The 21,346-nt window shown below is 58.4% G+C and carries 14 protein-coding genes; 7 read left to right on the forward strand and 7 right to left on the reverse strand.

From position 1 onward, the window contains the following. Positions 1 to 126: 126 nt before the first annotated feature. Positions 127 to 6,954 (reverse strand): hypothetical protein, encoded by a 6,828-nt coding sequence (locus ASF29_RS05100; RefSeq protein ID WP_062449215.1) that lies wholly within the window; start codon positions 6,952 to 6,954, stop codon positions 127 to 129. Positions 6,955 to 7,430: 476 nt separating this feature from the next. Between ASF29_RS05100 and ASF29_RS05105 the strand changes: the two genes are divergently transcribed. After that, positions 7,431 to 7,799 (forward strand): Hpt domain-containing protein, encoded by a 369-nt coding sequence (locus ASF29_RS05105; RefSeq protein ID WP_062449217.1) that lies wholly within the window; start codon positions 7,431 to 7,433, stop codon positions 7,797 to 7,799. A 124-nt stretch (positions 7,800 to 7,923) separates the two neighbouring features. Beyond that, a complete protein-coding gene (locus ASF29_RS05110; protein ID WP_062449219.1) occupies positions 7,924 to 8,244 on the forward strand; it encodes a 2Fe-2S iron-sulfur cluster-binding protein in 321 nt (106 codons plus the stop codon). Positions 8,245 to 8,550: 306 nt separating this feature from the next. Here ASF29_RS05110 and ASF29_RS05115 read toward each other — a convergent pair whose 3' ends face one another. Continuing rightward, positions 8,551 to 9,168 (reverse strand): DUF922 domain-containing protein, encoded by a 618-nt coding sequence (locus tag ASF29_RS05115; RefSeq protein WP_062449221.1) that lies wholly within the window; start codon positions 9,166 to 9,168, stop codon positions 8,551 to 8,553. Between the two features lie 211 nt (positions 9,169 to 9,379). Between ASF29_RS05115 and folP the strand changes: the two genes are divergently transcribed. Genes folP through folK form a run of 3 tightly spaced genes read left to right on the forward strand, consistent with a single transcriptional unit; the run spans position 9,380 to position 11,058 of the window. Continuing rightward, the gene (folP, locus tag ASF29_RS05120) at positions 9,380 to 10,156 is read left to right on the forward strand and encodes a dihydropteroate synthase (protein WP_082453388.1); all 777 of its coding nucleotides are present in this window, start codon (positions 9,380 to 9,382) and stop codon (positions 10,154 to 10,156) included. A 13-nt stretch (positions 10,157 to 10,169) separates the two neighbouring features. Continuing rightward, the gene (gene folB, locus ASF29_RS05125) at positions 10,170 to 10,535 is read left to right on the forward strand and encodes a dihydroneopterin aldolase (RefSeq protein ID WP_062449225.1); all 366 of its coding nucleotides are present in this window, start codon (positions 10,170 to 10,172) and stop codon (positions 10,533 to 10,535) included. Next, positions 10,528 to 11,058 carry a 2-amino-4-hydroxy-6-hydroxymethyldihydropteridine diphosphokinase gene (folK, locus tag ASF29_RS05130; protein WP_062449227.1) on the forward strand — a complete coding sequence of 177 codons (531 nt, stop codon included), beginning with the start codon at positions 10,528 to 10,530 and terminating at the stop codon, positions 11,056 to 11,058. The genes folB and folK overlap by 8 nt, the downstream gene beginning before the upstream one ends. 8 nt (positions 11,059 to 11,066) lie before the next feature. Here folK and ASF29_RS05135 read toward each other — a convergent pair whose 3' ends face one another. From ASF29_RS05135 to ASF29_RS05150, 4 genes are all read right to left on the reverse strand, one after another. Continuing rightward, complete coding sequence (locus tag ASF29_RS05135) at positions 11,067 to 11,621, reverse strand: hypothetical protein (protein WP_062449229.1); 555 nt, start codon at positions 11,619 to 11,621, stop codon at positions 11,067 to 11,069. A gap of 129 nt (positions 11,622 to 11,750) precedes the next feature. Further along, on the reverse strand, positions 11,751 to 12,824 hold the full coding sequence (locus ASF29_RS05140; RefSeq protein WP_062449231.1) for a YcjF family protein: 1,074 nt from the start codon (positions 12,822 to 12,824) through the stop codon (positions 11,751 to 11,753). Beyond that, the gene (locus ASF29_RS05145; protein WP_062449233.1) at positions 12,821 to 14,296 is read right to left on the reverse strand and encodes a YcjX family protein; all 1,476 of its coding nucleotides are present in this window, start codon (positions 14,294 to 14,296) and stop codon (positions 12,821 to 12,823) included. Before ASF29_RS05145 ends, ASF29_RS05140 begins: the two co-directional genes overlap by 4 nt. Before the next feature lie 109 nt (positions 14,297 to 14,405). After that, positions 14,406 to 14,915 carry a histidine phosphatase family protein gene (locus tag ASF29_RS05150; protein WP_062449235.1) on the reverse strand — a complete coding sequence of 170 codons (510 nt, stop codon included), beginning with the start codon at positions 14,913 to 14,915 and terminating at the stop codon, positions 14,406 to 14,408. A 267-nt stretch (positions 14,916 to 15,182) separates the two neighbouring features. On the opposite strand from ASF29_RS05150, the gene dksA reads away from it, so the two are divergent. Continuing rightward, positions 15,183 to 15,602 carry an RNA polymerase-binding protein DksA gene (gene dksA / locus ASF29_RS05155; RefSeq protein WP_062449389.1) on the forward strand — a complete coding sequence of 140 codons (420 nt, stop codon included), beginning with the start codon at positions 15,183 to 15,185 and terminating at the stop codon, positions 15,600 to 15,602. A 539-nt stretch (positions 15,603 to 16,141) separates the two neighbouring features. Here the strand turns inward: dksA and ASF29_RS05165 are convergent. Further along, positions 16,142 to 19,111 carry a ribonuclease E/G gene (locus tag ASF29_RS05165; protein ID WP_062449239.1) on the reverse strand — a complete coding sequence of 990 codons (2,970 nt, stop codon included), beginning with the start codon at positions 19,109 to 19,111 and terminating at the stop codon, positions 16,142 to 16,144. A gap of 652 nt (positions 19,112 to 19,763) precedes the next feature. On the opposite strand from ASF29_RS05165, the gene ASF29_RS05170 reads away from it, so the two are divergent. After that, positions 19,764 to 21,029, forward strand: a complete 1,266-nt coding sequence (locus tag ASF29_RS05170; protein ID WP_062449391.1) for an N-acetylmuramoyl-L-alanine amidase — start codon at positions 19,764 to 19,766, stop codon at positions 21,027 to 21,029. Positions 21,030 to 21,346 lie beyond the last annotated feature (317 nt).

Genomic DNA, 21,346 nt, shown 5'->3' on the forward strand with positions numbered 1-21,346 from the left:
GAGGTCGTCCTCGCAGGCTCCATATAAATCCTAAGCTGCCTTTCTTCAAGCCTGCTGTCTCTGGCGCAAAAGAAAAGCCCTCCCGGTGGACCGGAAGGGCTGATATCTTTGCGATTGCACTGTTGCTTAGCTGAAACGTCCTGCCGCGTGAGCCAGCATGGTGTAGACCTTGCCGGTATCTGAAGTCAGGTAGGACTGGGTCACCGTGCGGTCCCGATCCGTGCGCGCAACGTCTGCAAGCAGCTTTTCGAAATCAGAGATGTAGCGATCAACGGCGGTACGGAATTCCGTCTCGCGTTCGTATTTGCGTTTGATCTCGTCAAAGGTCTGCTGACCCTTCAGCGTGTAGAGACGACGGGTAAAGACGTCACGTTCACCACGCTGGTAGCGGCCCCAAAGCTCCACGGAAGCATCGTGATCAATGGCCCTGGCAATATCAACCGACAGCGAGTTCAGCGACTCAACGACGTGGCGCGGATTGCGTGCATCGGCTGCACGGGTCTGCGGCTCGGAAGCCTGGCGTGGGGCCGGGGCAGCATTCGCATTTCCGTCCTGACCATCGCGCGAGGCGCCGCGGAGCAGGTCACTGATCCAGCCGCCGCCATCTTCACGACGTTGCACGGGTGCAGCTGCGATACCGGCCTGCGGTGGCACGCCTCGTGTCTCCAGTGGAGAGTTGGTGCGAAGCTGTGGCGCAGCTGGCTGCTGTGCTATGGGGCGCGAGATGACTGGTGCGGCAGGCGCGACCGGCGCTGCCGGTTGCGGCCGCGGCTGTTCCGCGCGAGGCTGCTGTGGTTGCTGGACAGGCGCCGTTGCGGGTGCAGGTGCAGTCGGCTTGGTTGCGGCAATTGCGCGGGCCGCAGGTTCGGAAATTTCCATCTGCTGGGTCGACCGGCCAACGAGCTGGGAGATGTCCTGCAACGCCTTGATCTGCTCGGAAACGGCGCGGCGCATGGCGGCGGCACTTTCCTTTGCCTCTTCCGGCAGGTCGAATGCACCACGCTTCAATTCGGCGCGAGTGGAATCCAGTTCGCGGCGGATGTCGTGGCTGGAGCGGCGGATTTCGTCCGTTGCACCTGCAAAGCGGGTCACGGCTTCTTCCACTGCTTCGCGCAGGGTTTCGCGCAGTACGTCCGCTGCGGCATTTGACTTGTCTGTCGCATTGCCCAGCAGTTTGTCGACATCCGACAGCGAGGCAGCAACGCCGCCGCGCAGGCGGTTGACCAGAGCGTCCGAATATTTCTGCGCATCTGCCATCGTACCTTCGATGGAGCGACTTGCATCTTCGCCAGCGGCGAGCAGTGCGCCGCGCATATTCTGAGCGGCAGACTGGGCGCGCTGTTCGGTTTCGTCGAGCGAACGGCCAATCTCGTTAAAGGAGGAGGTAAGGTTGTCACGCAGATTGCCTGCGACGTTGGCCGAGCGCTGTTCGGCCTGTGTCAGCGTTTGCTCCACCACACCCATGACACCGCGCATCGACTTCTCGATTTCCTCGGAACGCGTTAGCAGGCCGACGGAGAGGCTGCGCAGGGCTTCCTGACGTTCTTCCAGCGTACCCACGAGACTTGTCTGCGCCGCGCTGAGAAGCTCGGAGGCCTGCGAGAGAACGGACGAATGCTCTTCGAAGCGCCCAACGATACCGGCAACCTGCGAGAGCGTCTGGCCGGAAATGTTGGACAGGCGATCAATCTTGCCCTCCAGCAGACGGCTGGAGCTGGATACCATGTCAGCGGCGCGCGAGGTGGACTCCGTGAAGCTGGAAGCAGCTGCGTTGAGCGATTGGTCGGCGGCCTTGAATTCTTGCGATGCACGGGCAACGGCGACGTTCAGGTCATCCACGGCGCCGGTTACGACATCTGCCATGCCGGAGTGGGTTTCGGTCAGCATCGTCGTGCTCTGGCGTGTCGCTGCAACCAGTCTTTCAGCCGCATCGTTTCCGGCCTTGGCATAGTCGCCAATGGCCTGTTCCACCAGTTGCGCCATGCCGCTGTTGCTTTCGGCCAGAAGGCTTGCGCTCTGCTGGGCAGCGGTGACGATCTTTTCAGCCGCGTTATGACCGATCGTCGCATATTCGTTGACGATCGGCTTTGCCTTCTCCTCGATGAGGCGAGACAGTTCAGCAGAACGGCTGGCCAGCATTGAGTTGAGTTCACGGGTGCGGCTGTCGAGAGTAGAGCGGATGGATTCGCCACGTGCGTCCAGCGAGCTTTCGACACCGGAAAGCGTTTCGGAAATCGCGCCCACCTGGGACCGTACGACTGCTTCGGCTTCGGCAACCTTGTTGACGATGGCGTTGCCGGCTTCCGAGAAGGTCTGCGCAACCGCTGCAGCCTGGCCGGAGAGGCGGCCCTGCGCATCGGAAATGCGACCAACGATTTCTTCCGAGCGCTGTTCGATTGCGCGGGTGAATTCGTCGTTGCGGTTCTTCATCTGGTCGGCAAATTCAGCGCCGGTCTTGGCCAGCAGTTCGGTCGAACGCAGAGCCTCGTTATCCATGGTCTGCGTTGCGTTGACGACAGCATCGCGCAGGCTGACGGCGAGATTGGTGGCCTTGCCCTCGATCGTACGGTTGACGTTTTCAAGACCGATATTGAGTGCTCGATCCATGGTGCCAAGACGTTCGTCGATCCGGGCCGTTCCGCTATCCAGAACGCCTGCAATGCGCTGGGTGGCGTCATCGCTGGTACGCACGAGATCGGCAGTCTTGCCATCAAGCGTTTCGGAAATCTTGCGGCTTGCATCTTCGATGGAGGCGTTGACCTGACCCAGATCAGCCTGAATACGGCTCTGCAAGCTGTCGATATTGCTCTCCAGCCGCGCGCCGCTCTGGTCGAGATGGGCGGAAACGCTGCTGACGGACTGCTCGACGCGGGCGGTAAGGGAATCGGCTGCGCCGCCGATCTCGCGCGTCGCTGCGTCGATCTTTTCTGCGACGGTGCCTGCGCTGTTTCTCAGGCGCTCCTCGAGAGTTGCTCCGCTGGCATCGATGGTCCGCTGAATAGCCTCCTGCTGATTTTCCAGCGACATTTCCAGCATGCTGGCGCTCGAAGCAATGGTCGTGCCGATAGACATGGACTGTTCGGAGAGCAGGTCGTTCATGCGATCCTGGGCAGAGCCGAGCGTTTCGCTCAGCGTGTCGTGATGCTGGTCAAGCGTTCCGCGCAGCAGGTCATGCGAGGAAACAAGATTGTTTTCCAGACGCGAGACACCGCTTTCCATGGTCTCGGTAAAGCGACCTGCGCCGCCCTCAATGGCGGTTTCGATGCGAGTGGCTGCCGTGCCAACGGTCTGCTCGATGAGATCGCTGTTGCGTTCGACCGTCCGGGTGATTGCATCGGCCTGAACGCCAAGCATGGTATCGAGACGAAGGTGGCCAACAGAAAGCGCTTCCTCGATGGCCGAGGCCGTAGAGGTGAGGCGCTGCTCCGCGCCGCTGACCGACTGGGTGAGGGCAGAGGTCCGGCTGTCCAGGGTTTCGGTGATGCGTTCTTCCGCGCCCGAAATGGCCATATCGATGGCGAGCGCACGGCTATCCAGCGCGTCTGCAATACGATCTTCCACACCGGAAACGGCATTTGCCAAGGCGGCTGTGCGGCTCTCAAGTGTATCGGCAATGCGGCTTTCGACGCCTGTGACCGCGCTGGTGAGCGCGAACGTCCGGGTATCTAGCGTTTCAGCCAGGCGCTCTTCTGCACCGGAGAACGCCATATCGATAGCCATCGTACGGCTGTCGAGCGTATCTGCAATGCGCTCCTCGACGCTGGAAACCACGGTGTTAAGAGCAGCCGTACGGCTATCGAGGGATTCTGCGATCCGCTCTTCCGCGCCGGAGAATGCCATGTCGATGGCCAGAGTGCGGCTGTCCAGCGTATCGGCCAGACGCTCCTCGACACCGGAGACGACGCTGTTGAGCGCGGCCGTGCGGCTGTCGAGTGTATCCGCTATACGGCTTTCGACGCCGGAGACGGCGGTGGTCAGCGCGCTTGTCCGGGTTTCCAACGTGTCGGCCAGACGGTCCTCGGCGCTCGAAAATGCCATATCGATGGCCATGGTGCGGCTATCGAGCGTGTCTGCGATACGTTCTTCTACACCAGAGACGGCTGTGGTCAGCGCGGAAGTGCGCGCTTCCAGCGTGTCGGCCAGACGTTCTTCTGCGCTCGAGAACGCCATGTCGATTGCCATCGTACGGCTATCCAAGGCGTCAGCAATGCGTTCCTCGACGCCGGATACGACGGTGTTGAGCGCAGCCGTGCGGCTGTCGAGGGTCTCGGCTATGCGATCTTCGACGCCGGTGACTGCGTTGCTGAGTGCCGTCGTTCCGTTCAGGATCGTGTCTGCGATACGGCTTTCGACGCCTGAAACAACGGTGCTGAGCGCAGCCGTTCTGGTGTCGAGGGACTCAGCGATGCGCTCCTCCGCGCCCGAGAATGCCATGTCGATGGCCATGGTGCGGCTATCGAGTGTGTCTGCAATGCGCTCCTCTACGCCGGAGACGACGCTGGTGAGAGCGTTGGCACGGTTTTCAAGCGTTTCCGACAGGCGCTCTTCAGCGCTGGAGAACGCCATGTCGAGAGCCATCGTCCGACTGTCGAGGGCGTCCGCAATACGCTCTTCCACACCCGACACGACGCCGCTCAAGGCGGCGGTGCGGCTGTCCAGCGTATCGGCAATGCGGGATTCGACGCCCGAGACCGCACTTGTCAGCGCGGTTGTCCGGCTATCCAAGGTCTCAGACAGGCGCTCTTCCGCTGACGAGAATGTCATGTCCAGCGCCATGGCGCGGCTGTCGAGGGCATCAGCAATGCGTTCCTCGACGCCGGCGACAACGTTGGCGAGAGCCGCCGTTCTGGTTTCCAGCGTGTCGGCAATCCGATCTTCCACACCGGCGACGGCGTGGTGAATGGCGGCAGTGCGAACGTCGAGCGTATCGGCTAGACGCTCTTCCACGCCAGAGACCGCACCGGTGATGGCGGCTGCACGGCTATCAAGCGTTTCAGCAAGACGGCGCTCGACGTCGGCAACGACGCTGTTGATGGCAGCCGCACGCTCTTCAAGAAGAGCTGCGAGGTGAACTGCGGTACCCGAAACCGAACCGGTAATCGCTTCGGCACGGCTTGCGAGTGCGGAATCGAAACGGTCCTGGCTGTCGGACAGCGCGCTGAACAGGGCTGCGCTGCGTTCGGCAAGAACGGAATCGATCTGCTGATGCGTGCTGCTGAAAGCGCCTGTGATCTCCGCTGTCCGTGCGCCGATGGCGTTGCTCAGTTCGCGGGTGTGGCTTTCCAGCGAGCTTTCAAGCATTTCTTGACCCGTACCCAACGTAGTGGCCAGAGCAAAGGACTGGTCGGTGAGGGTGGTGCTAAGGCGTTCGATGCCGGAATTCAGCATGCCGTCGATGGATTCGGTACCGCCAGCCACAGTTTCGTTGATGCGTGCAAGGCTTTCCATCAGCTTGCTGTCGAGGCTGCCCGCACGCTGATCGAAGGCGCTGGTGAAATCGGCCACCCGCTCGTCGAATGCGGAGTTGACCAGACCGACCGTTGTCTGAAGCTTTTCTTCGAACAGGCCAGACCGCAGGTCCAGATCCATGATCGCATCATCGGCAGAGCTTTGCAGGCTCTGGCGGAAGGACAGTCCTTTTTCTTCCAGCGTCGTGCTGAGCTTGCCGAGAACGTTGTCGAGAGAGCCGCCAATGATTTCCTGGCCGCGATCGATGTTCTGGCTAAGTTCAAGCGTACGCTTGGACAAGATGTCGTTGAGAAGGCGCGTGCGCTCTTCCAGCGAGTTGTTGAGGTTTTCGGTTCCTTCGCTCAGCGTCGATGCCTGCGTTGCAAATTGCTCCAGAAGCAGGCGACCGCGTTCGTCCAGCGTTGTCGAAAGATCGTGCATACGCAGATCGAATTCGTTGGAAATCGACGCGCCGGACGTATTCAGGGCCTTGAGAAGATTGTCGGTCTTGGCGGCAATGAGACTGCCCATTGCTTCCGTGGAAATGCGGGATTTTTCCAGAAGGGCAGCCGAGCGCGTATCGATCATCGAGGCGAAAGCCTCGCCGCTGGTGGCAAGGCGCATGGAGAGCTCTTCACCGACGATGGAGAGTTCTTCCTTGATCTGGTCCTGTGCGCCGACGATGGAGGAGCGGATCCGTTCCGCGTGATTGATGATGGCGTCACGCTCTGCGCTCAATTCCTGAACGAGGCTGCGGACACGCAACTCGTTGTCGGCATAGCTGCGCTCAAGTGCATTCACTTCGGAATGGACGAGCGTTTCGAGTTCGGTCGCACGGGCAATCGTACGCTCGATACCGTCATTCATGGCCGAAACTTCGCGCCGCACGGCCTGGCCGACGGACATGATGCGATCGGACGCAATGGTTTCGGGTTCGGCGAGGCGAAGGGCCACTTCAGCCATGGAGCGGGCTGCGTTGCGCAGGTCCTTGGCGCGGGCCATCATGATCGCAAAGGCGAAGAACAGCATGATCGGCACGATGACGCCGACGATGATCGCCATGACGCCGGGGACGGCGAAGAGCTCGGCGATCGAGGATACGTTCCAGATCAGATTGCCGTAAATGACATTGGCGAGACCTGCACCGGCAATGGCCCAGAGAACAGAGACGATAGCGGCGTTGCGAAGGGCACCCGACATGGAACCGGCGTCCAGCGACTTGAGAATCATGGCCGGACTGCGCTTGGAACCGTCGTTGGCGGCCTCGAGAGATGGCGATCTTGGAGCCGCCTGTTCGGGGGTGGGGCGTTGCGGCTGTGGCTCTGCCGCGCGCTGTCTGTTCTTTTCAGGCGCTCTCGTCTGGTCTGGCACTCTGGCCTCCGCAGGCTTTGGAGTGGATTTTTTCCGAGGTTCAGGCTTGTTTTCGTATGCGCCGAGTTGCAGGGCATCTTCCAACGCCTGAAACGCAGTCTCGTCAATCGAGTCGCTTATCTTGTTGTTCGCCATGCGGTTACGCCTCGTTACTCTACGCCCGGCCTCATGCCGTCTTCCGTTTGCCGCCGCTTACGGATATCCGCCATCATGCCTCAAGACACGATACCTGCCGGTATATAGTGCCTCGTTTCTTACTAATTCCTGAGAGCAGGTTGCCGAGCCCCTAGGTAAACTACATTCACAAGCCGGATTCACAAAGCCCGCATAAGGGCCGAGGAACACGGCAGTATCGTAGTGACACATTCGCGGCTTTTAAACAATTAATGACGCGCCTGGGGTTTGGCCAAGTGGCGGTTTGTTAACAGTTTTTAAACCTCATCAAAAGGCTGAACGCCTTGTTTCGCATAAGTTTAGCATAAATTAACCATAGCGAAAGATTTCCACCTTCGTTGCGCCCCAATTTAAGCTCATCGCAGTCCTAGCCTGCGTAAATGCAGGACATAAGTGCCTCAAAACAAGAAAATGGCCCAAACGAGGAATTCTACCAAATGGCAGCGTTGAGTATTGCTTTCGAAGCTCCTGACAATTGTGGCGGCCCAGCGCCGACCACCAGCAAACCCATCGATTTCGTGCATCTGGCGCGTCAGACAATGGGTGACAAGGATTTGGAGATCGAAGTCCTGCAGTTGTTCACGCGCAATGCGCGGACCTTGTTGCATGAACTTTCAGTCGCCAACGACATCGAAATGAAGGCAATTGCGCATCGCCTGAAGGGCTCGGCAGATGCCGTCGGCGCGTTCAATGTTTCTGCGGCGGTAGAGGCGGTAGAGAACGGTAGTCGTGACAGCGCATCTCTTGCAAAAGTGGCATCGTCTGTCATTGAGGCGGAAAACTTTATCTTGAAGCTTTGCCGTTAACGGCTGCTGGCTGAATGTTTTTAAGGCCGGTTTCGCACGGTAACCGTATTGACGGGTTGCCAAGCGGACCCGGCTTTTCTATTTGTTTAGAAACATTCTCAAACCTTCGTTCTGGATTTCCCACATGACAAAACTGACCATCGTTGCTTTCGACGGCACGGCGCACGAACTCGACGTCAGCAATGGCTCCACCGTAATGGAAAATGCCATGCGCAACTCCGTGCCCGGCATTGATGCGGAATGCGGCGGCGCCTGTGCCTGTGCTACCTGTCATGTCTACGTCGACGATGCCTGGAGTGAGCGCGTTGGCCCGCCGGAACCGATGGAAGAGGACATGCTGGACTTCGCTTTCGATGTGCGCCCGACCTCCAGGCTTTCCTGTCAGATCAAGATGAGCGATGCGCTCGACGGTCTGGTGGTGCATGTACCGGAACGTCAGGGCTGACGCATTCGCCATCAAGCCAGAAAAAGCCTCGCTTTCCGTGTCGCGGGACAAGCGAGGCGAGGTGGGCGCATCACCATCAGGCAGGAGGAAAAACCTGCGGCTCAAGACGCGCCGGAGGAACCGGCAAAGGGACGTCTGCGCGCCGGTGAATTCGACGCGGTATTTACGCAGATTAGACGAGTCTTGACGGCGCAGCCACGACAAGAACTCAACGATCAATAACGCGCGATCACGCAAGTTTTTCATTTTATGATTTGGTTTAAATAAATTATGCAATAAACTGATTTACTTATATCTTAACAAAAATTATGGTTTTTGCGACAGGCGATTTTTGAGCAGACGCGTCATGCGTGCATCAAAGTTTTTGGACTCCACACGGTCAAAGCGCAGCTGGTCCTTGTCGTGTTCGTCCATCACGCCTTGCGTTGTCCGGGTGACGAGCGCCTGCATCTCTTCGCAGTTCTTCTGGGGGCGAAGTGACCGAAGTTTTTTGTCGAGAGCGCGGGCGTAGTTGCGTGCAATCTCGGCATGCCGCTCCTCATGCCGTTTGATGTCGGCTGCCAGCGTATCCCAGATCAGGGCCAGATTTGCCGTGGTGCGTCTGCGATTGGTCCATTGCGGCAGAAGGATTCTGGTATGCAGCTTGACGTTCACGGACCCGACGCCACATAGCCCGCCTTGTTCGACATAGGTCAGTTCACCACCGAACTTGATCTCGGTCGCACCTGGATGCCGCGCACCCGTCGATTTAGTCAGGGGGCCATGACGCGAGAGCTCGCGATCCAAATCCTCGGCGCTCTTGCCGCCGATTTTGAAATAGGAGAAGGATTTGCTGATGGCAGTCTCTGAGTTTGCCAGCTCCGGAACGAACAGAAACATCGCGCCAGACAGCAAGGCGCAGATCACGCGGGACTGCATTCTCATGTGCCGACCTTCCGGTTGAACTTGGAAGATGATTGCGGCATAGAACGCCAGAAGCGCGTGACGTCATATTTCATGGGCGGAGTGGTGAGATAAGAGATGGCGGGCACTCCGTTATTCCGGAAAGGCTTGATGTTACGTGATAACAGCCAGTGACAATGTGTGGCAAGTCGCGCATGGGCGTTCCCTGAAACTTGATGGGGATGGCCTTATTATGGCTATCGTCAATGCGACGCCTGATTCCTTTTCCGACGGCGGGCAGTTCCTGGCGGCAGATATGGCCGTGGCACATGCGATGGCCTGCATCCAAGAGGGCGCGCATATCATCGATATCGGCGGGGAATCCACAAGGCCCGGCGCAGATGTCGTCAGCGAACAGCGGGAACAGGACCGTGTTCTGCCTGTCATCGAACGGCTGGTGAAGGAAACCGACGCACTGGTGTCGGTCGATACCTACCGCGCCTCCACTGCAAAGCTTGCCCTGGAAGCAGGCGCGCACATCGTCAACGACGTTTTCGGTCTGCGCAAGGACGCCGCCATGGCCGAGGTTATTGGGAAGGCCGGAGCGGGGGTCTGCATCATGCATACCGGTCGGGAACGTGAGAAGCTGCCGGACGTGATCGAGGATCAGTTTGCCTTTCTCGACCTTTCTCTGGAGATAGCGAATGCCGCAGCCATTGCCCGCCGTTCCATCGTGCTTGATCCAGGATTTGGCTTTGCCAAGGATACGGCGGAAAATGTCGCGCTGATGTCTCGTTTCGAAGAGCTTCACGCCTTTGGCCTGCCTATTCTCGCAGGAACGTCCAGAAAGCGTTTTGTCGGCGCGTTGACCGGGCAGGAGGGGGCGATAGAGCGTGATGTGGGTACTGCCGCGACGACGGTCATTCTACGACTGGCGGGAGCTGCCATATTTCGTGTACACAATGTTGCGATGACGCGCGACGCGCTTGCCATTGCCGATGCGGTCCTGAGACAGAAAAAACAAAAATAGAGATGGGACAGAGATGAGCCGTTACACGATACTTCTGAAGAACTGTTCGTTTTTCGCTCGTCATGGCCTGCTGGAGCAGGAAGAGACGCTCGGGCAACGTTTTTTCGTGGATGCAGAGATGGAGGTCGAGGCGGGCGATGCGCTCGAAACCGACGATATCCAGAACACGGTTGACTACGGGGTCGCCTTCGATCTTATCGAAAAGATCGTGGCTGGTCAGCGGCGCTATCTGATCGAGGCTCTGGCCAACGATCTCGCGACCGCTTTACGACGCCGTTATCCGCAGATCATGCGCGTGAAGATCACGGTGCGGAAACCCTCGGCACCGGTTCCGGGTATTCTGGATTATGCGCAGGTGAGTATCGAGCAGAATGGCTGATGACAGCATCGTCGCATCGCTGGGGCTCGGCGGAAATCTGGGTGATCCCCCCGCCGCTATGGCGCAGGCATTGGACGCTTTTTCCCGCCACGTCGACTGCCGTTTGATTGCCGTTTCAAATCTTTACAGCACGCCCCCCTGGGGCAAGACCGATCAGGCTGATTTCTTCAACAGTTGCGCGCTGATCCAGACGACACTGGCTGCTGAAGCTTTGTTGGATTTGTGTCTGGAAATAGAACGTGGGATGAAGCGTATCCGTAACGAGCGCTGGGGTCCGCGAACTATCGATATCGACGTGCTGACCTATGGACAGCAGCATATCACCACGTATCGTGTGGAAATTCCGCACCCACGCATGACCGAACGAGCCTTCGTTCTCATGCCATTGGCCGATATTGCGGCGGACTTGGTGGTGAATGGCAAGCCGGTTCTTGAGTGGCTCGACCATGCGGACAAAAGCGGAATAAGGATTGCAAACGAAAAACGGGAGTGGTGGACACTCCCGTTCACGAAATCCCGATGATTGATCAATTATGGCTTGATGGAGCCTACGGCCATCTGGTCGACATTGCGCGCCAGTGTCAGGCCGATAACAGGAACCATCTGATCGGCGACCTTGACGGAGATGGTGATGTTCATGGACGTGTTGTTTGTGACGCGGGCAACCATGGCACCGTTGAGCTTTGCACGGTTGATGCCAAGCACCACCTTGTCACCGCTGACCTGACCGGAAACGATGTCGAGACCTTTTCCTTCGGAGCCATCGAGGAACTTGCCTTCGTAGCTGTTGCCGCTCTTGGAGATGATGGCGGACATGGGCTGTTTGAACACGCCGACACGGCAAGTGCCGCCAAGCTTGATGCCGGTATCCTTGTCGCCAAGCGGTTCACCCGTCAGGTCGCAGGTGAACTTAGTGCCCTTGTATTTGCCAGCCACGATTTCGCCAGGACCGGACCAGACGCCGGCCACCGAGCCGAAGAACTGATCGTCGCGAGATGCTGCCTGAACGTCGGAAACTGCAAGTCCGCCACTGACGGACATAACGGCGGCGAGGCCACCCAGTAGCGAAAAGAAGCGCGAATACATGATACTTTCCCTGGCGAATAGGCCGCTTTGTGTGGGCTTAATCTAAGTCGGGAATGGTTAATGCTTCGTTTCTTTTGCGGTAATTCACCAGCGTGACGGTAACCTTTCGGGACGGAAGCGCCTCGAAAATCAAGCCTTTTCAGCGGCTTTGCCACCCGTCAGATCGGGCGTCAAATCCGAAACGAAATCTCCGATACCGGGGCGCTTCAACGCGCGGAATGGCAAGGGACGGCACAAATCCATGGCGGCAATGCCGATTCGTGCGGTCATCAAACCGTTGATGACGCCTTCACCCAGACGGGCGGAAAGGCGCGAGGCGAGCCCGTGGCCCAGCACCTGCTGCGCCAGGCCATCCCCAACCGCAATAGATCCCGTAACTGCCAGATGAGCGATAACATCTCGCAGCAACCGCAGCATGCCGAGCGTGCCGGGACGCCCGCCGTAAAGCTCCGCCATGGTCCGCACCAGCCGCGTAACCTCGAACAGCACATAAGCAAGATCGACGACCGCACGGGGGCTGACGGCGGTGACGACAGAGACGCGCTTGGAGGAGTTCAGGATCAAGGCGCGCGCCTGCCGGTCGAGCGGGCTCAAAAGCTCGCGTTCAGCTAGTTCGATCAGGTGCGGTCCGTCGATCACATCGTTCTCAGTTTCTTTCAGCGCGGCACGACCCTTGGCCGTTTCTGCCCGGTGAGAGAGGACGCCATTGAGGCGGGTGATGACCGTGCGGGCGGCAGAGGGTTTCTTCTCCAGCGCCGCAGCTTCCGCATCTGCCTTCAGCGACTGAACGGCGTTCAGCCGCATGATGCCGAGCGCCTCACGCGCCACCAGAGCCAGCACGGCGAAGACGGCGATGATAAGCGCCACACTTGCGGTGTAGCCCAGCCAGTCGGAGCGCGAAAACAGATCGCGGATGAGCTGATCCGCCCACAGGCCGAAGGCAAGCGAGAACAGCACGCCGAGTGCACCCATGGCCAGCTTGGCGAAGGAGAAACGGCGCTTGCGCGGTGCGGCGACGGGGAGGGCTGCGGTATCCATTTCCTCAGGTGCCAGAAACGGGTCTTCCTCCTCTGGCGTCAGCGAAAAATCCGCATCGAAACTACGCGGCGCGCGTCTTGCTTCGATGGTGCGAGGCTCTGGAGTTTCGCTTTCCAGCGTGAATGCAGCCGGACGACGGCCGGGCGTGTTGTTTTCGTCTTTCATGCGAGCCGGTCTCCAAACAAAAACTGCATGGCGCGGTCGAGCCTGATGTGCGGAACGGACAATTTTATGCCGCCACTGGTTTCTTCCAGCTTGGGCGGGCGGAAGCGCACGACGTTCACATCCGGCAGATCGGCGGCACTGCCTCCGGCATCCAGCGCGCGAAACAGCGGCTCCGGGTCTTCCGGCAGGTCACCGGGAAATATTGCCGTGGTGCGGTTGCCGTCGAAAATCTCACCATTGATTTTCTCGCCCGCAATCGGCGTGCCGACGATGACAGGCAGCGCATGACCATCCTGCCGCACGCTGGCTTCCTTCGTGGCGCGCACGGAGGCCAGCGCCATGACATCGATGCCAGCGCCGCTCATGCCGATGGTGGTGATGGCACGATCTACCAGTCGCCGTGTCAGATTTTCCAGCCGGTCGTGGCTTTCGTGGTGCAGATGGTCGGCCTTTGTCGCCGCCACCAGAACCTTGTCGATGCGGCGGCCCACCAGCGAGGACAGCAGGCTGTTCTTGCCGGGACGGAAACAGGCCAGCACATCGCCCAGCGCCCGCTCCAGGTCTTGCACCGCCTCCGGTCCACGATTGACGGCCTGTAGCGCGTCGATCAGCACGATCTGGCGGTCAAGCCGGGCAAAGTGTTCGCGGAAGAACGGCTTCACCACGATGGATTTGTAAGCCTCGTAACGCCGCTCCATCATGGCGCGCAGCGAGCCCTTGGGTGCCTTGCCTTCAGTCAGGCCCGGAAGCGGTGAGAAGGTGAGGGCAGGAGAGCCTTCCAGATCGCCCGGCATGAGAAACCGTCCCGGCGGCAGCGTGGAAAGCGAACGCTCATCCGATTTGCAGGCGCGCAGATAGGTCGCAAAGCTCTCGGCCAGACGTCGCGCCGTCATTTCATCGGCAGGGGCGTCGATGTCGAGGGAATTGGCAATCTCCAGCCAGTCTTGTGCCAGCTCCGCCCGCACACCGCCAGATGCCAGCGCCAGCGTGTTGTCGCTGAAGGTCTTATAGTCTTGGGACAGGAGGGGAAGGTCGAGCAGCCATTCGCCAGGGTAATCGACGATATCGATGGCGAGATGTCCACGCGAGAACCAGCGGCCCCAGCCGCTTGCGCTTTCGTAATCCAGCGTGATGCGCAGCTCTGAAATCGCCCGCGTCGAATCTGGCCAAATGCGGTCTCGCACCAGCGCCTGAATGTGATCCTCATACTGAAAGCGTGGAATGGCATCATCCGGCTGCGGCTCCAGCCGAACATTCGATACGCGACCAGAGCGGATGGCCTCGAACAGAGGAAGGCGACCGCCATTCAGCAGATTATGCACCAGCGAAGAGATGAAAACCGTCTTGCCCGCGCGGGACAGGCCGGTCACGCCCAACCGCAATGTCGGGTTGGTCAGCGCGCTGGCACGGTCGGCAAGATTGTCGATGGCGATGAGAGCGCTGTCTGTGACGGAGGTGAAGGATGGCGGCAACAGGAGTTTCCCACAAAATATTTCACTATCCCGAAATATATAGGCTCATGCGCTGCTCAAAAAAGAAGCGGCACTCGGAAAGTTTTCCGCGTACCGGACGTCTCGCATATTAAGGAGAAAGGAAGGCGGTCAAACGCCAATCGACACCGTCACCATCGGGCGAGGGTTGCGCGTCTAATACTGCAAGCCCAGCCGTTGGAAAACCGGACGGAAGATGGGCCTCGATCTGTGTTTTCCCGATCATGGCCTCGGCGACAGCCTCGATCGTCGGATTGTGCCCCACCAGCATGACGGAGCGGCTGGCGCTCTGCGCGGAGATCAAAGCGAGATAGGTATCGACCTCGGCATTGTACATCTCGTCCACGTAATCGACATCGAATCTGTCGTTGAAAGCCCGCCGAACCGCCTGCGCTGTTTGGCGACAGCGAAGCGCTGTGGAACTGATGACGACGTCTGGAAGGTAGCCTGCGTCGGCGGCGCGGTCTGCGACGACTTCGGCCTCGGCATAACCTGCGTCGTCCAACGGCCGGTCGAAATCCCGTTCGCCCGGACCGGCCCAAGCGGCATGGGCATGGCGCAACAGATAGACCCGGGAGGGCAGCGGTGAGGGCTCGTTCATGGCCGGGTATCCTGTGCGCAGCGAAACATTCGCAGCAGCTTTACAGGAATAGACCGCCCGCCTGCAAGTGGCGGGCGGTATAGGCAAGTTATGAAAATGTGATCAAAGAAATAATTCGTGTCATGTCAATAAAGCATAAAAAAATAAACATTTAGCTGAATTTTGTGACAGATTTAAAAATGCCTGAAAACTATTCTGCGCACTTGAATGGCCCTATGTCCTTGGAGTATACCCGCGCAATATGAGATGTTCTTCGAGGAGAATCGCGTGAGTGAGAAGATCGATCTTAGCAATTATGTGCTCTCGGAAAGCGATGAGTTCATGAATGCCAACCAGCGAGCCTATTTCAGGTCGAAGCTCGTGGGTTGGAGAAACGACATTTTAAGGGAAGCGCGGGAGACCCTTGGTCATCTCGCCGAGGAAAGTGCAAATCACCCGGATCTTGCCGATAGGGCTTCATCCGAAACTGACCGGGCCATCGAACTTCGCGCCCGCGACCGCCAGAGAAAGCTCATCTCCAAGATCGATGCGGCCCTGCAGCGGATCGAGGACGGCACCTACGGTTACTGCGAAGAAACAGGCGAACCCATCGGCATCAAAAGACTGGACGCCCGCCCCATCGCCACCTTGTCCATCGAAGCCCAGGAACGCCACGAACGCCGCGAAAAAGTCTATCGCGACGAGTGAGTGTTTGCTCCATCGTTGACGTGATTATGTGTCTCTCGGGGCATGGTGATTGACGACATTGGAAAGCCGTATCGAAAACGATGCGGCTTTTTTGGTTTCGTCGATGGTATCCAAGCGATAGTCGTTGAGTTGCTGCGCTCCCATCGTGATTGGCACGGTGATTTGGCTTTTGGCGAAAGCGTAAGATGTAAGCGCTAGATATACAGGCGGCATTGGGTGTGGCTCCCCCCCCTGTGCCCTGCCGGGCATCTCCCCCTCAGGTGGGGAGATTGGCTGGGCGCGCCGACATCGCTCTTGTTTCTAAGTATGGCATCTGCAACCATCTCCAGGCGGATAAAAAGTCTTCCGGCTCATTCCTTGGACGCATGAGAGTGCCGGGATGTCGCCACGAGTCGATCTCCCCACCTGAGGGGGAGATGCCCGGCAGGGCAGAGGGGGGTGAACCACACCCAACGCCGCCTATTTTTATATTCTCACCCCAAAACAAAAGAGGCCCCGCAATGCGGAGCCCCAATCTGTTCTCTATCTAAATCCGTGGCTTAGAAAAAGCCGCGTCTTTGCCACCAGCCGCCCTTGCGGGGCTTGGATGGATCGCCGCCTTCGGGCGCTGCGGAGGTTACGACGGGCTCGGAGGACGAGACGTTGTCGCCGCGGTTGGCGCGGACTGGCTTGTTGGTTTCAGCGGATGCTTCATTGCCGAGATCGGCAGAGGCTTCGCCTGCTTCCTCGATGGCAGCTTCAGCGACCGTAGAGTTGACGACAACCGGTTCTACTGTTTCGACAGGAGCAGAAGCGGCTGGCGTTTCCGCAACGGCAGCAGGAGCCGGAGCCGGAGCTGCTTCGGCTTCTACCACATCGCCGACCTTTTCCTTCGCCTTGCGGGTCCGGCGTGGCTTCTTCGGCTTTTCGGTTTCTTCAACAGTTGGCGTTGCTGCGTCAGCTTCGACGGCCGCTGCAACAGCGGGTTCGTCTACGCCTTCAATGGCAGCGGCAGCAGCACCGTCTTCGACACCCTCGGAGGATTCGGCTTCAGCTTCTGCGCCGTTTTCCTCGATGATTTCGCCATTCTCATCGCGATTGCGGCGTCCGCCTCGCTTGCCACGACGGCGGCGCTTGCGCTTGTTCTCTTCAGAACCAGCAGCGTCGCTACCGTTTTCTGCCGAGACGGCTGCGTCATCGTCCTGATCGGAGTCGCCATCTTCGTCCTGGTCATCGGACGAAGCGTCGTCACCGGCTTCAGACTGCGATTCCTGACCGTTCTGGCCTGCACCCTTGCCGCGACGGCGACGACGACGCTTGCGCTTGCGCTTGCCGTCTTCACCATTGTCAGCCTGTGGCTGGCGTGGCTCGGTCTTCTCGGCCTTTACGATTTCTTCCTCGTCTTCATCCTCATCGGCTTCGATGATGATGTCGTCTTCCTCTTCCTCGATTTCAGGAAGCATCTGGATGAGGCTTTCGATCTTGACCGGGTTTTCGACGGCTTCGCCGCGATCGATCGCGAAGTGCTGTGCACCGACGCTGGCATCCGCCGCGATGATGATGGCAACGCCAAAACGGCCCTCATAATCGACAATGGTCGCGCGCTTGTGGTTGAGCAGGTAGAGCGCCGTATCCGGTGTACAACGAACGGCGATGTTGTGGGTGGTGTTGCGTAGCAGATATTCTTCCACGCCGCGCAGAACATGCAAGGCGATGGAGGACTCGGAGCGAACATGGCCGGTTCCGCCGCAATGCGAGCAGACCTGCGTAGTCGATTCCAGAACCGATGCGCGGATGCGCTGACGCGACATTTCCAGAAGGCCGAAATGCGAGATGCGGCCAACCTGAATGCGGGCGCGGTCGTTCTTCAGGCAATCCTTCAGCTTCTTTTCGACAGAGCGGTTGTTGCGCTTCTCTTCCATGTCGATGAAGTCGATGACGACGAGACCGGCAAGGTCGCGAAGGCGCAGCTGACGGGCCACTTCTTCCGCAGCCTCAAGATTCGTCTGAACCGCGGTTTCTTCGATGGAATGCTCGCGGGTCGAACGACCGGAGTTCACGTCGATGGAAACCAGCGCTTCCGTCTGGTTGATGATGAGGTAGCCACCTGACTTCAAGGTCACCTGCGGCTGCAACATGCGATCAAGCTGCGCTTCGATGCCGGAGCGCGAGAAGATCGGGTGGATATCGCGGTAAGGCTGAACCACCTTGGCGTGGCTCGGCATCAGCATCTTCATGAAGTCTTTCGCTTCACGATAGCCTTCTTCGCCTGATACGATGATCTCGCTGATGTCCTTGTTGTAGAGATCGCGGATCGAACGCTTGATCAGCGAACCTTCCTCATAAACGAGGCAAGGGGCTGTGGAATTGAGTGTCAGCGTGCGGACGTTTTCCCACAGGCGCATCAGATATTCGAAGTCGCGCTTGATTTCGACGCGGGTGCGGTTGGCACCGGCGGTACGAAGGATTACGCCCATGCCCTGCGGCACTTCCAGATCGCGCGCGATTTCCTTCAGACGCTTGCGGTCTGTAGGCTGGGTAATCTTGCGGGAAATACCGCCACCACGCGCCGTGTTCGGCATCAGAACCGAATAACGACCGGCAAGCGACAGATAGGTGGTCAGAGCAGCGCCCTTGTTGCCGCGCTCTTCTTTCGCGACCTGAACCAGAAGAATCTGGCGGCGCTTGATGACTTCCTGAATGCGGTACTGCTTGCGCGGCTTGCGCGAAACGCGATCCGGAACTTCTTCCATCGCGTCTTCTGCACCGACGGATTCGATGACTTCCTTTTCATGGTTGTCATCGTCATCATCGTCGTCATCGTCATTGCCGCGACGGCCAAGACCTTCGACCTCTTCCGAAATCGTGTCCGTATCGACCATGGCAGCCATTTCGCCGCCCTTGCTGCCATCATCCTCGGAACTGTCGTTTGAAGGCGCTGCATCGGCAGAGACTTCATCTGCTTCCGTTTTTTTCTTCGTGCGGGGACGGCGAACGCGCTTCTTTGGCTTTTCGTCTTCGGACGGGGTCTCTTCAGCCACAACCTCGACAGCATCGACTTCGCTTTCAGCCGATTCCGTTACGATCTCTGCAGCGCCGTTCGCTTCATCAGTCACTTCGGGGGCGGAAACAATGCCGATATCAGGCTGGTCCGCCTGCGAAAGATCAACGGCGAGCGATGACGCCGAGGACTGTTCGTGGGGCGCGTCGTTGGCCGATTCGAAATCGTCATTACGGCGATGATCTTCGGCTTCCGCTCTCAGCAGCGCCTGTCGATCGGCCAGGGGAATCTGATAATAATCGGGATGAATTTCTGCAAAAGCCAGAAATCCGTGACGATTGCCGCCGTAATCGACAAAGGCCGCCTGAAGGGATGGTTCTACGCGCGTAACCTTGGCCAGATAGATGTTGCCGCGGATTTGCTTCTTGTGTTCCGACTCGAAATCGAATTCTTCAATCCGATTCCCACGAACCACTACAACGCGTGTCTCCTCTTCATGGGAGGCGTCGATAAGCATTTTGTCTGCCATGTAAGCTGTGCTCCTCGGCGCAGCCCTGTCCTATACGAGAACAGGCCCGCCGCGAGGACAGGCCTTTCATCTATTTTCAAGGGTGTGCCGGAAATGAAGTGTCTTGCCCGGCGTCTGTAAACTGGCAGCATCCGGACAACTGGCAAAGCAATGTGCCTGCTCCTGGTATCCGGTTCATGTGAAAGCTGCTGCAACGACATCATTGGCCAAGCGAGAACGACTATAATAAATAGACCCCGGAGGATCCGATGAAAATGCTCTCCTCGAGCGTGCGGTGGCATGCCACCGGGTATTGTTCTGGCCACGGCCAGAATTGATCCAGTTTCAGGAGAAAAATGCAGCGACGGCAGATGATTGCCCGATATTACAGCGCCAGCGTCTTTGTCGATTGGCAGCCGGCGGGCATCTATCCCGTCAACACTTTTAACCCTCATTCATGTTGTATGTTTTATCTGTCATAATAGCAATAGGGTGGCTAAATATGCCATATCATTGGTGGAATTTGGCGGTTAAGAATTGCTTCACCAACGGCTGCGATTGTTGCGCGGATGCGCAAATCAGGCCATTCTTGCGCCATGTTGAGCGGTGATTTGGCCTGGACGGCGGGATAGACCGTCTGAATGACGAAAATACGGAAACGACGTTGACGACCATCAAACACTTCATCGGCAAGGCGAAAGTGGCGAGCTCGATTGCTATCATCAGGCGAATCGCAAGCGTTGTCGCGCTGCTCTCATTCGCCGTGGCGGCTGCACCCGAGAGCGTTCTCGCGGACGATAAGCCGCCGGCCCTGATCGTTAGCTCCGCCCGCATCATCGGTGATGAGGCGCGGACCCGTATCGTCATGGACTTCAACGACGAGCCTGAATTCGAAGTTCATTATCTGGATGGACCGGCGCGCATCATCGTGGATTTTCCTGCGGTGGGGTTCTCCTTCCCGACCAAGGATTTGGCACCGACAGGTCTGTTCAGCGACATTCGTTTCGGCTCGATGGGTGAGGGCAGTGCACGGCTCGTACTGACCGCGAAAAAACCGGTGCAGGTGGCGATTGCCGAAACAAAGGTCGAGGATGGTGGCAAAGTCCATCGTTTCGTACTCGATACGGAAATAGCGACGAAACAGAAATTCGCCGATCTTCTGAAGAATCAGAATTGGCAGGCGCTGGCTCCGCCCACGACGGCGTCCATCACCTCCGATGTCGTGCCAAAGAGCGGGCGTCAGTCCGACTTCGTTATTGCGGTTGACGCTGGACATGGCGGTATCGATGCCGGCGCCAAGGGCGGCGTGACCGGAACGGATGAGAAGGTCATCACGCTGACTTTCGCTAAGCAGTTGATGGATCGGCTGAACAAGATTGCCGGTATCAAGGCCTTTCTCACGCGAGATGACGATACGTTCCTGGCGCTTTCCGAGCGCGTGACGCTCGCCCGTCAGCAAAACGCCAATCTTTTCATCTCCGTTCACGCTGACACCTTGAAGCAGAAGGGCATACGCGGCGCGACCGTCTATACCATCTCGGATCGTGCGTCGGACCGAATGGCGCAGGATCTGGCCGAGCGTGAAAACCTGTCCGATCAGATCGCAGGCGTGGCCCAACAGCATGCCCAGCCGGAGGTTGCCGATATCCTGCTGGATCTGACGCGACGGGAAACGCAGGCTTTCTCCGTCACTCTCGCAGAAAACATCGTCAACTCATTCGAGGGACAGGTCGGGCTGATCAACAACCCGCATCGTTATGCGGGATTTCAGGTGCTGAGGGCTCATGACGTCCCGTCCGTTCTCCTCGAACTGGGCTTTTTGTCCAACCCCGAGGACGAAAAGCTTCTGCTGGATGAAAAGTGGCGGGAGAAGGTGGCCGATGCGTTGGCGGTTGCGGTGACCCGCTACCGCGCCCAGGCATTGGCGAACGGCGGGTGAACGAGGTGTAAGTGTCACCGATTTCACCTTATGCGACCGACACCTGTGACATCTTGGCGACCCTCCGCGATAAATGCGGCCTGCAGGGCGGCGTCTGGCTAAAATGTCGGACCTGAGCCCTATTTTACTCACATTCCCAACGTTACTCGGTGACAGGATTCGATGGTGAAGTGCGTTGTTTCGTTCGGCGAAACGCCACGGCTCACTTTAATGTATGAGAGAATGCCGCTCTTGGCGGCTTGTCATCGATGAAGCGGTGTGCAAAACGGCATGCTATATGCAAGAATGTGCTCATAACAACGGGCGCAACCAGTTAC

Origin of the sequence: Rhizobium sp. Leaf262, from assembly GCF_001422245.1 — a bacterium.
In the GTDB taxonomy this organism is placed as follows: domain Bacteria; phylum Pseudomonadota; class Alphaproteobacteria; order Rhizobiales; family Rhizobiaceae; genus Agrobacterium.

Excerpts from the sequence above, each read along its gene's own strand:
- folB (WP_062449225.1), top strand. The coding sequence starts at position 10,170 with ATGAGCCGTTACACGATACTTCTGAAGAACTGTTCGTTTTTCGCTCGT.
- ASF29_RS05115 (WP_062449221.1), bottom strand. The coding sequence starts at position 9,168 with ATGAGAATGCAGTCCCGCGTGATCTGCGCCTTGCTGTCTGGCGCGATG.
- folK (WP_062449227.1), top strand. The coding sequence starts at position 10,528 with ATGGCTGATGACAGCATCGTCGCATCGCTGGGGCTCGGCGGAAATCTG.
- ASF29_RS05105 (WP_062449217.1), top strand. The coding sequence starts at position 7,431 with ATGGCAGCGTTGAGTATTGCTTTCGAAGCTCCTGACAATTGTGGCGGC.
- ASF29_RS05165 (WP_062449239.1), bottom strand. The coding sequence starts at position 19,111 with ATGGCAGACAAAATGCTTATCGACGCCTCCCATGAAGAGGAGACACGC.
- ASF29_RS05150 (WP_062449235.1), bottom strand. The coding sequence starts at position 14,915 with ATGAACGAGCCCTCACCGCTGCCCTCCCGGGTCTATCTGTTGCGCCAT.
- folP (WP_082453388.1), top strand. The coding sequence starts at position 9,380 with ATGGCTATCGTCAATGCGACGCCTGATTCCTTTTCCGACGGCGGGCAG.
- ASF29_RS05135 (WP_062449229.1), bottom strand. The coding sequence starts at position 11,621 with ATGTATTCGCGCTTCTTTTCGCTACTGGGTGGCCTCGCCGCCGTTATG.
- ASF29_RS05100 (WP_062449215.1), bottom strand. The coding sequence starts at position 6,954 with ATGGCGAACAACAAGATAAGCGACTCGATTGACGAGACTGCGTTTCAG.
- ASF29_RS05110 (WP_062449219.1), top strand. The coding sequence starts at position 7,924 with ATGACAAAACTGACCATCGTTGCTTTCGACGGCACGGCGCACGAACTC.
- ASF29_RS05140 (WP_062449231.1), bottom strand. The coding sequence starts at position 12,824 with ATGAAAGACGAAAACAACACGCCCGGCCGTCGTCCGGCTGCATTCACG.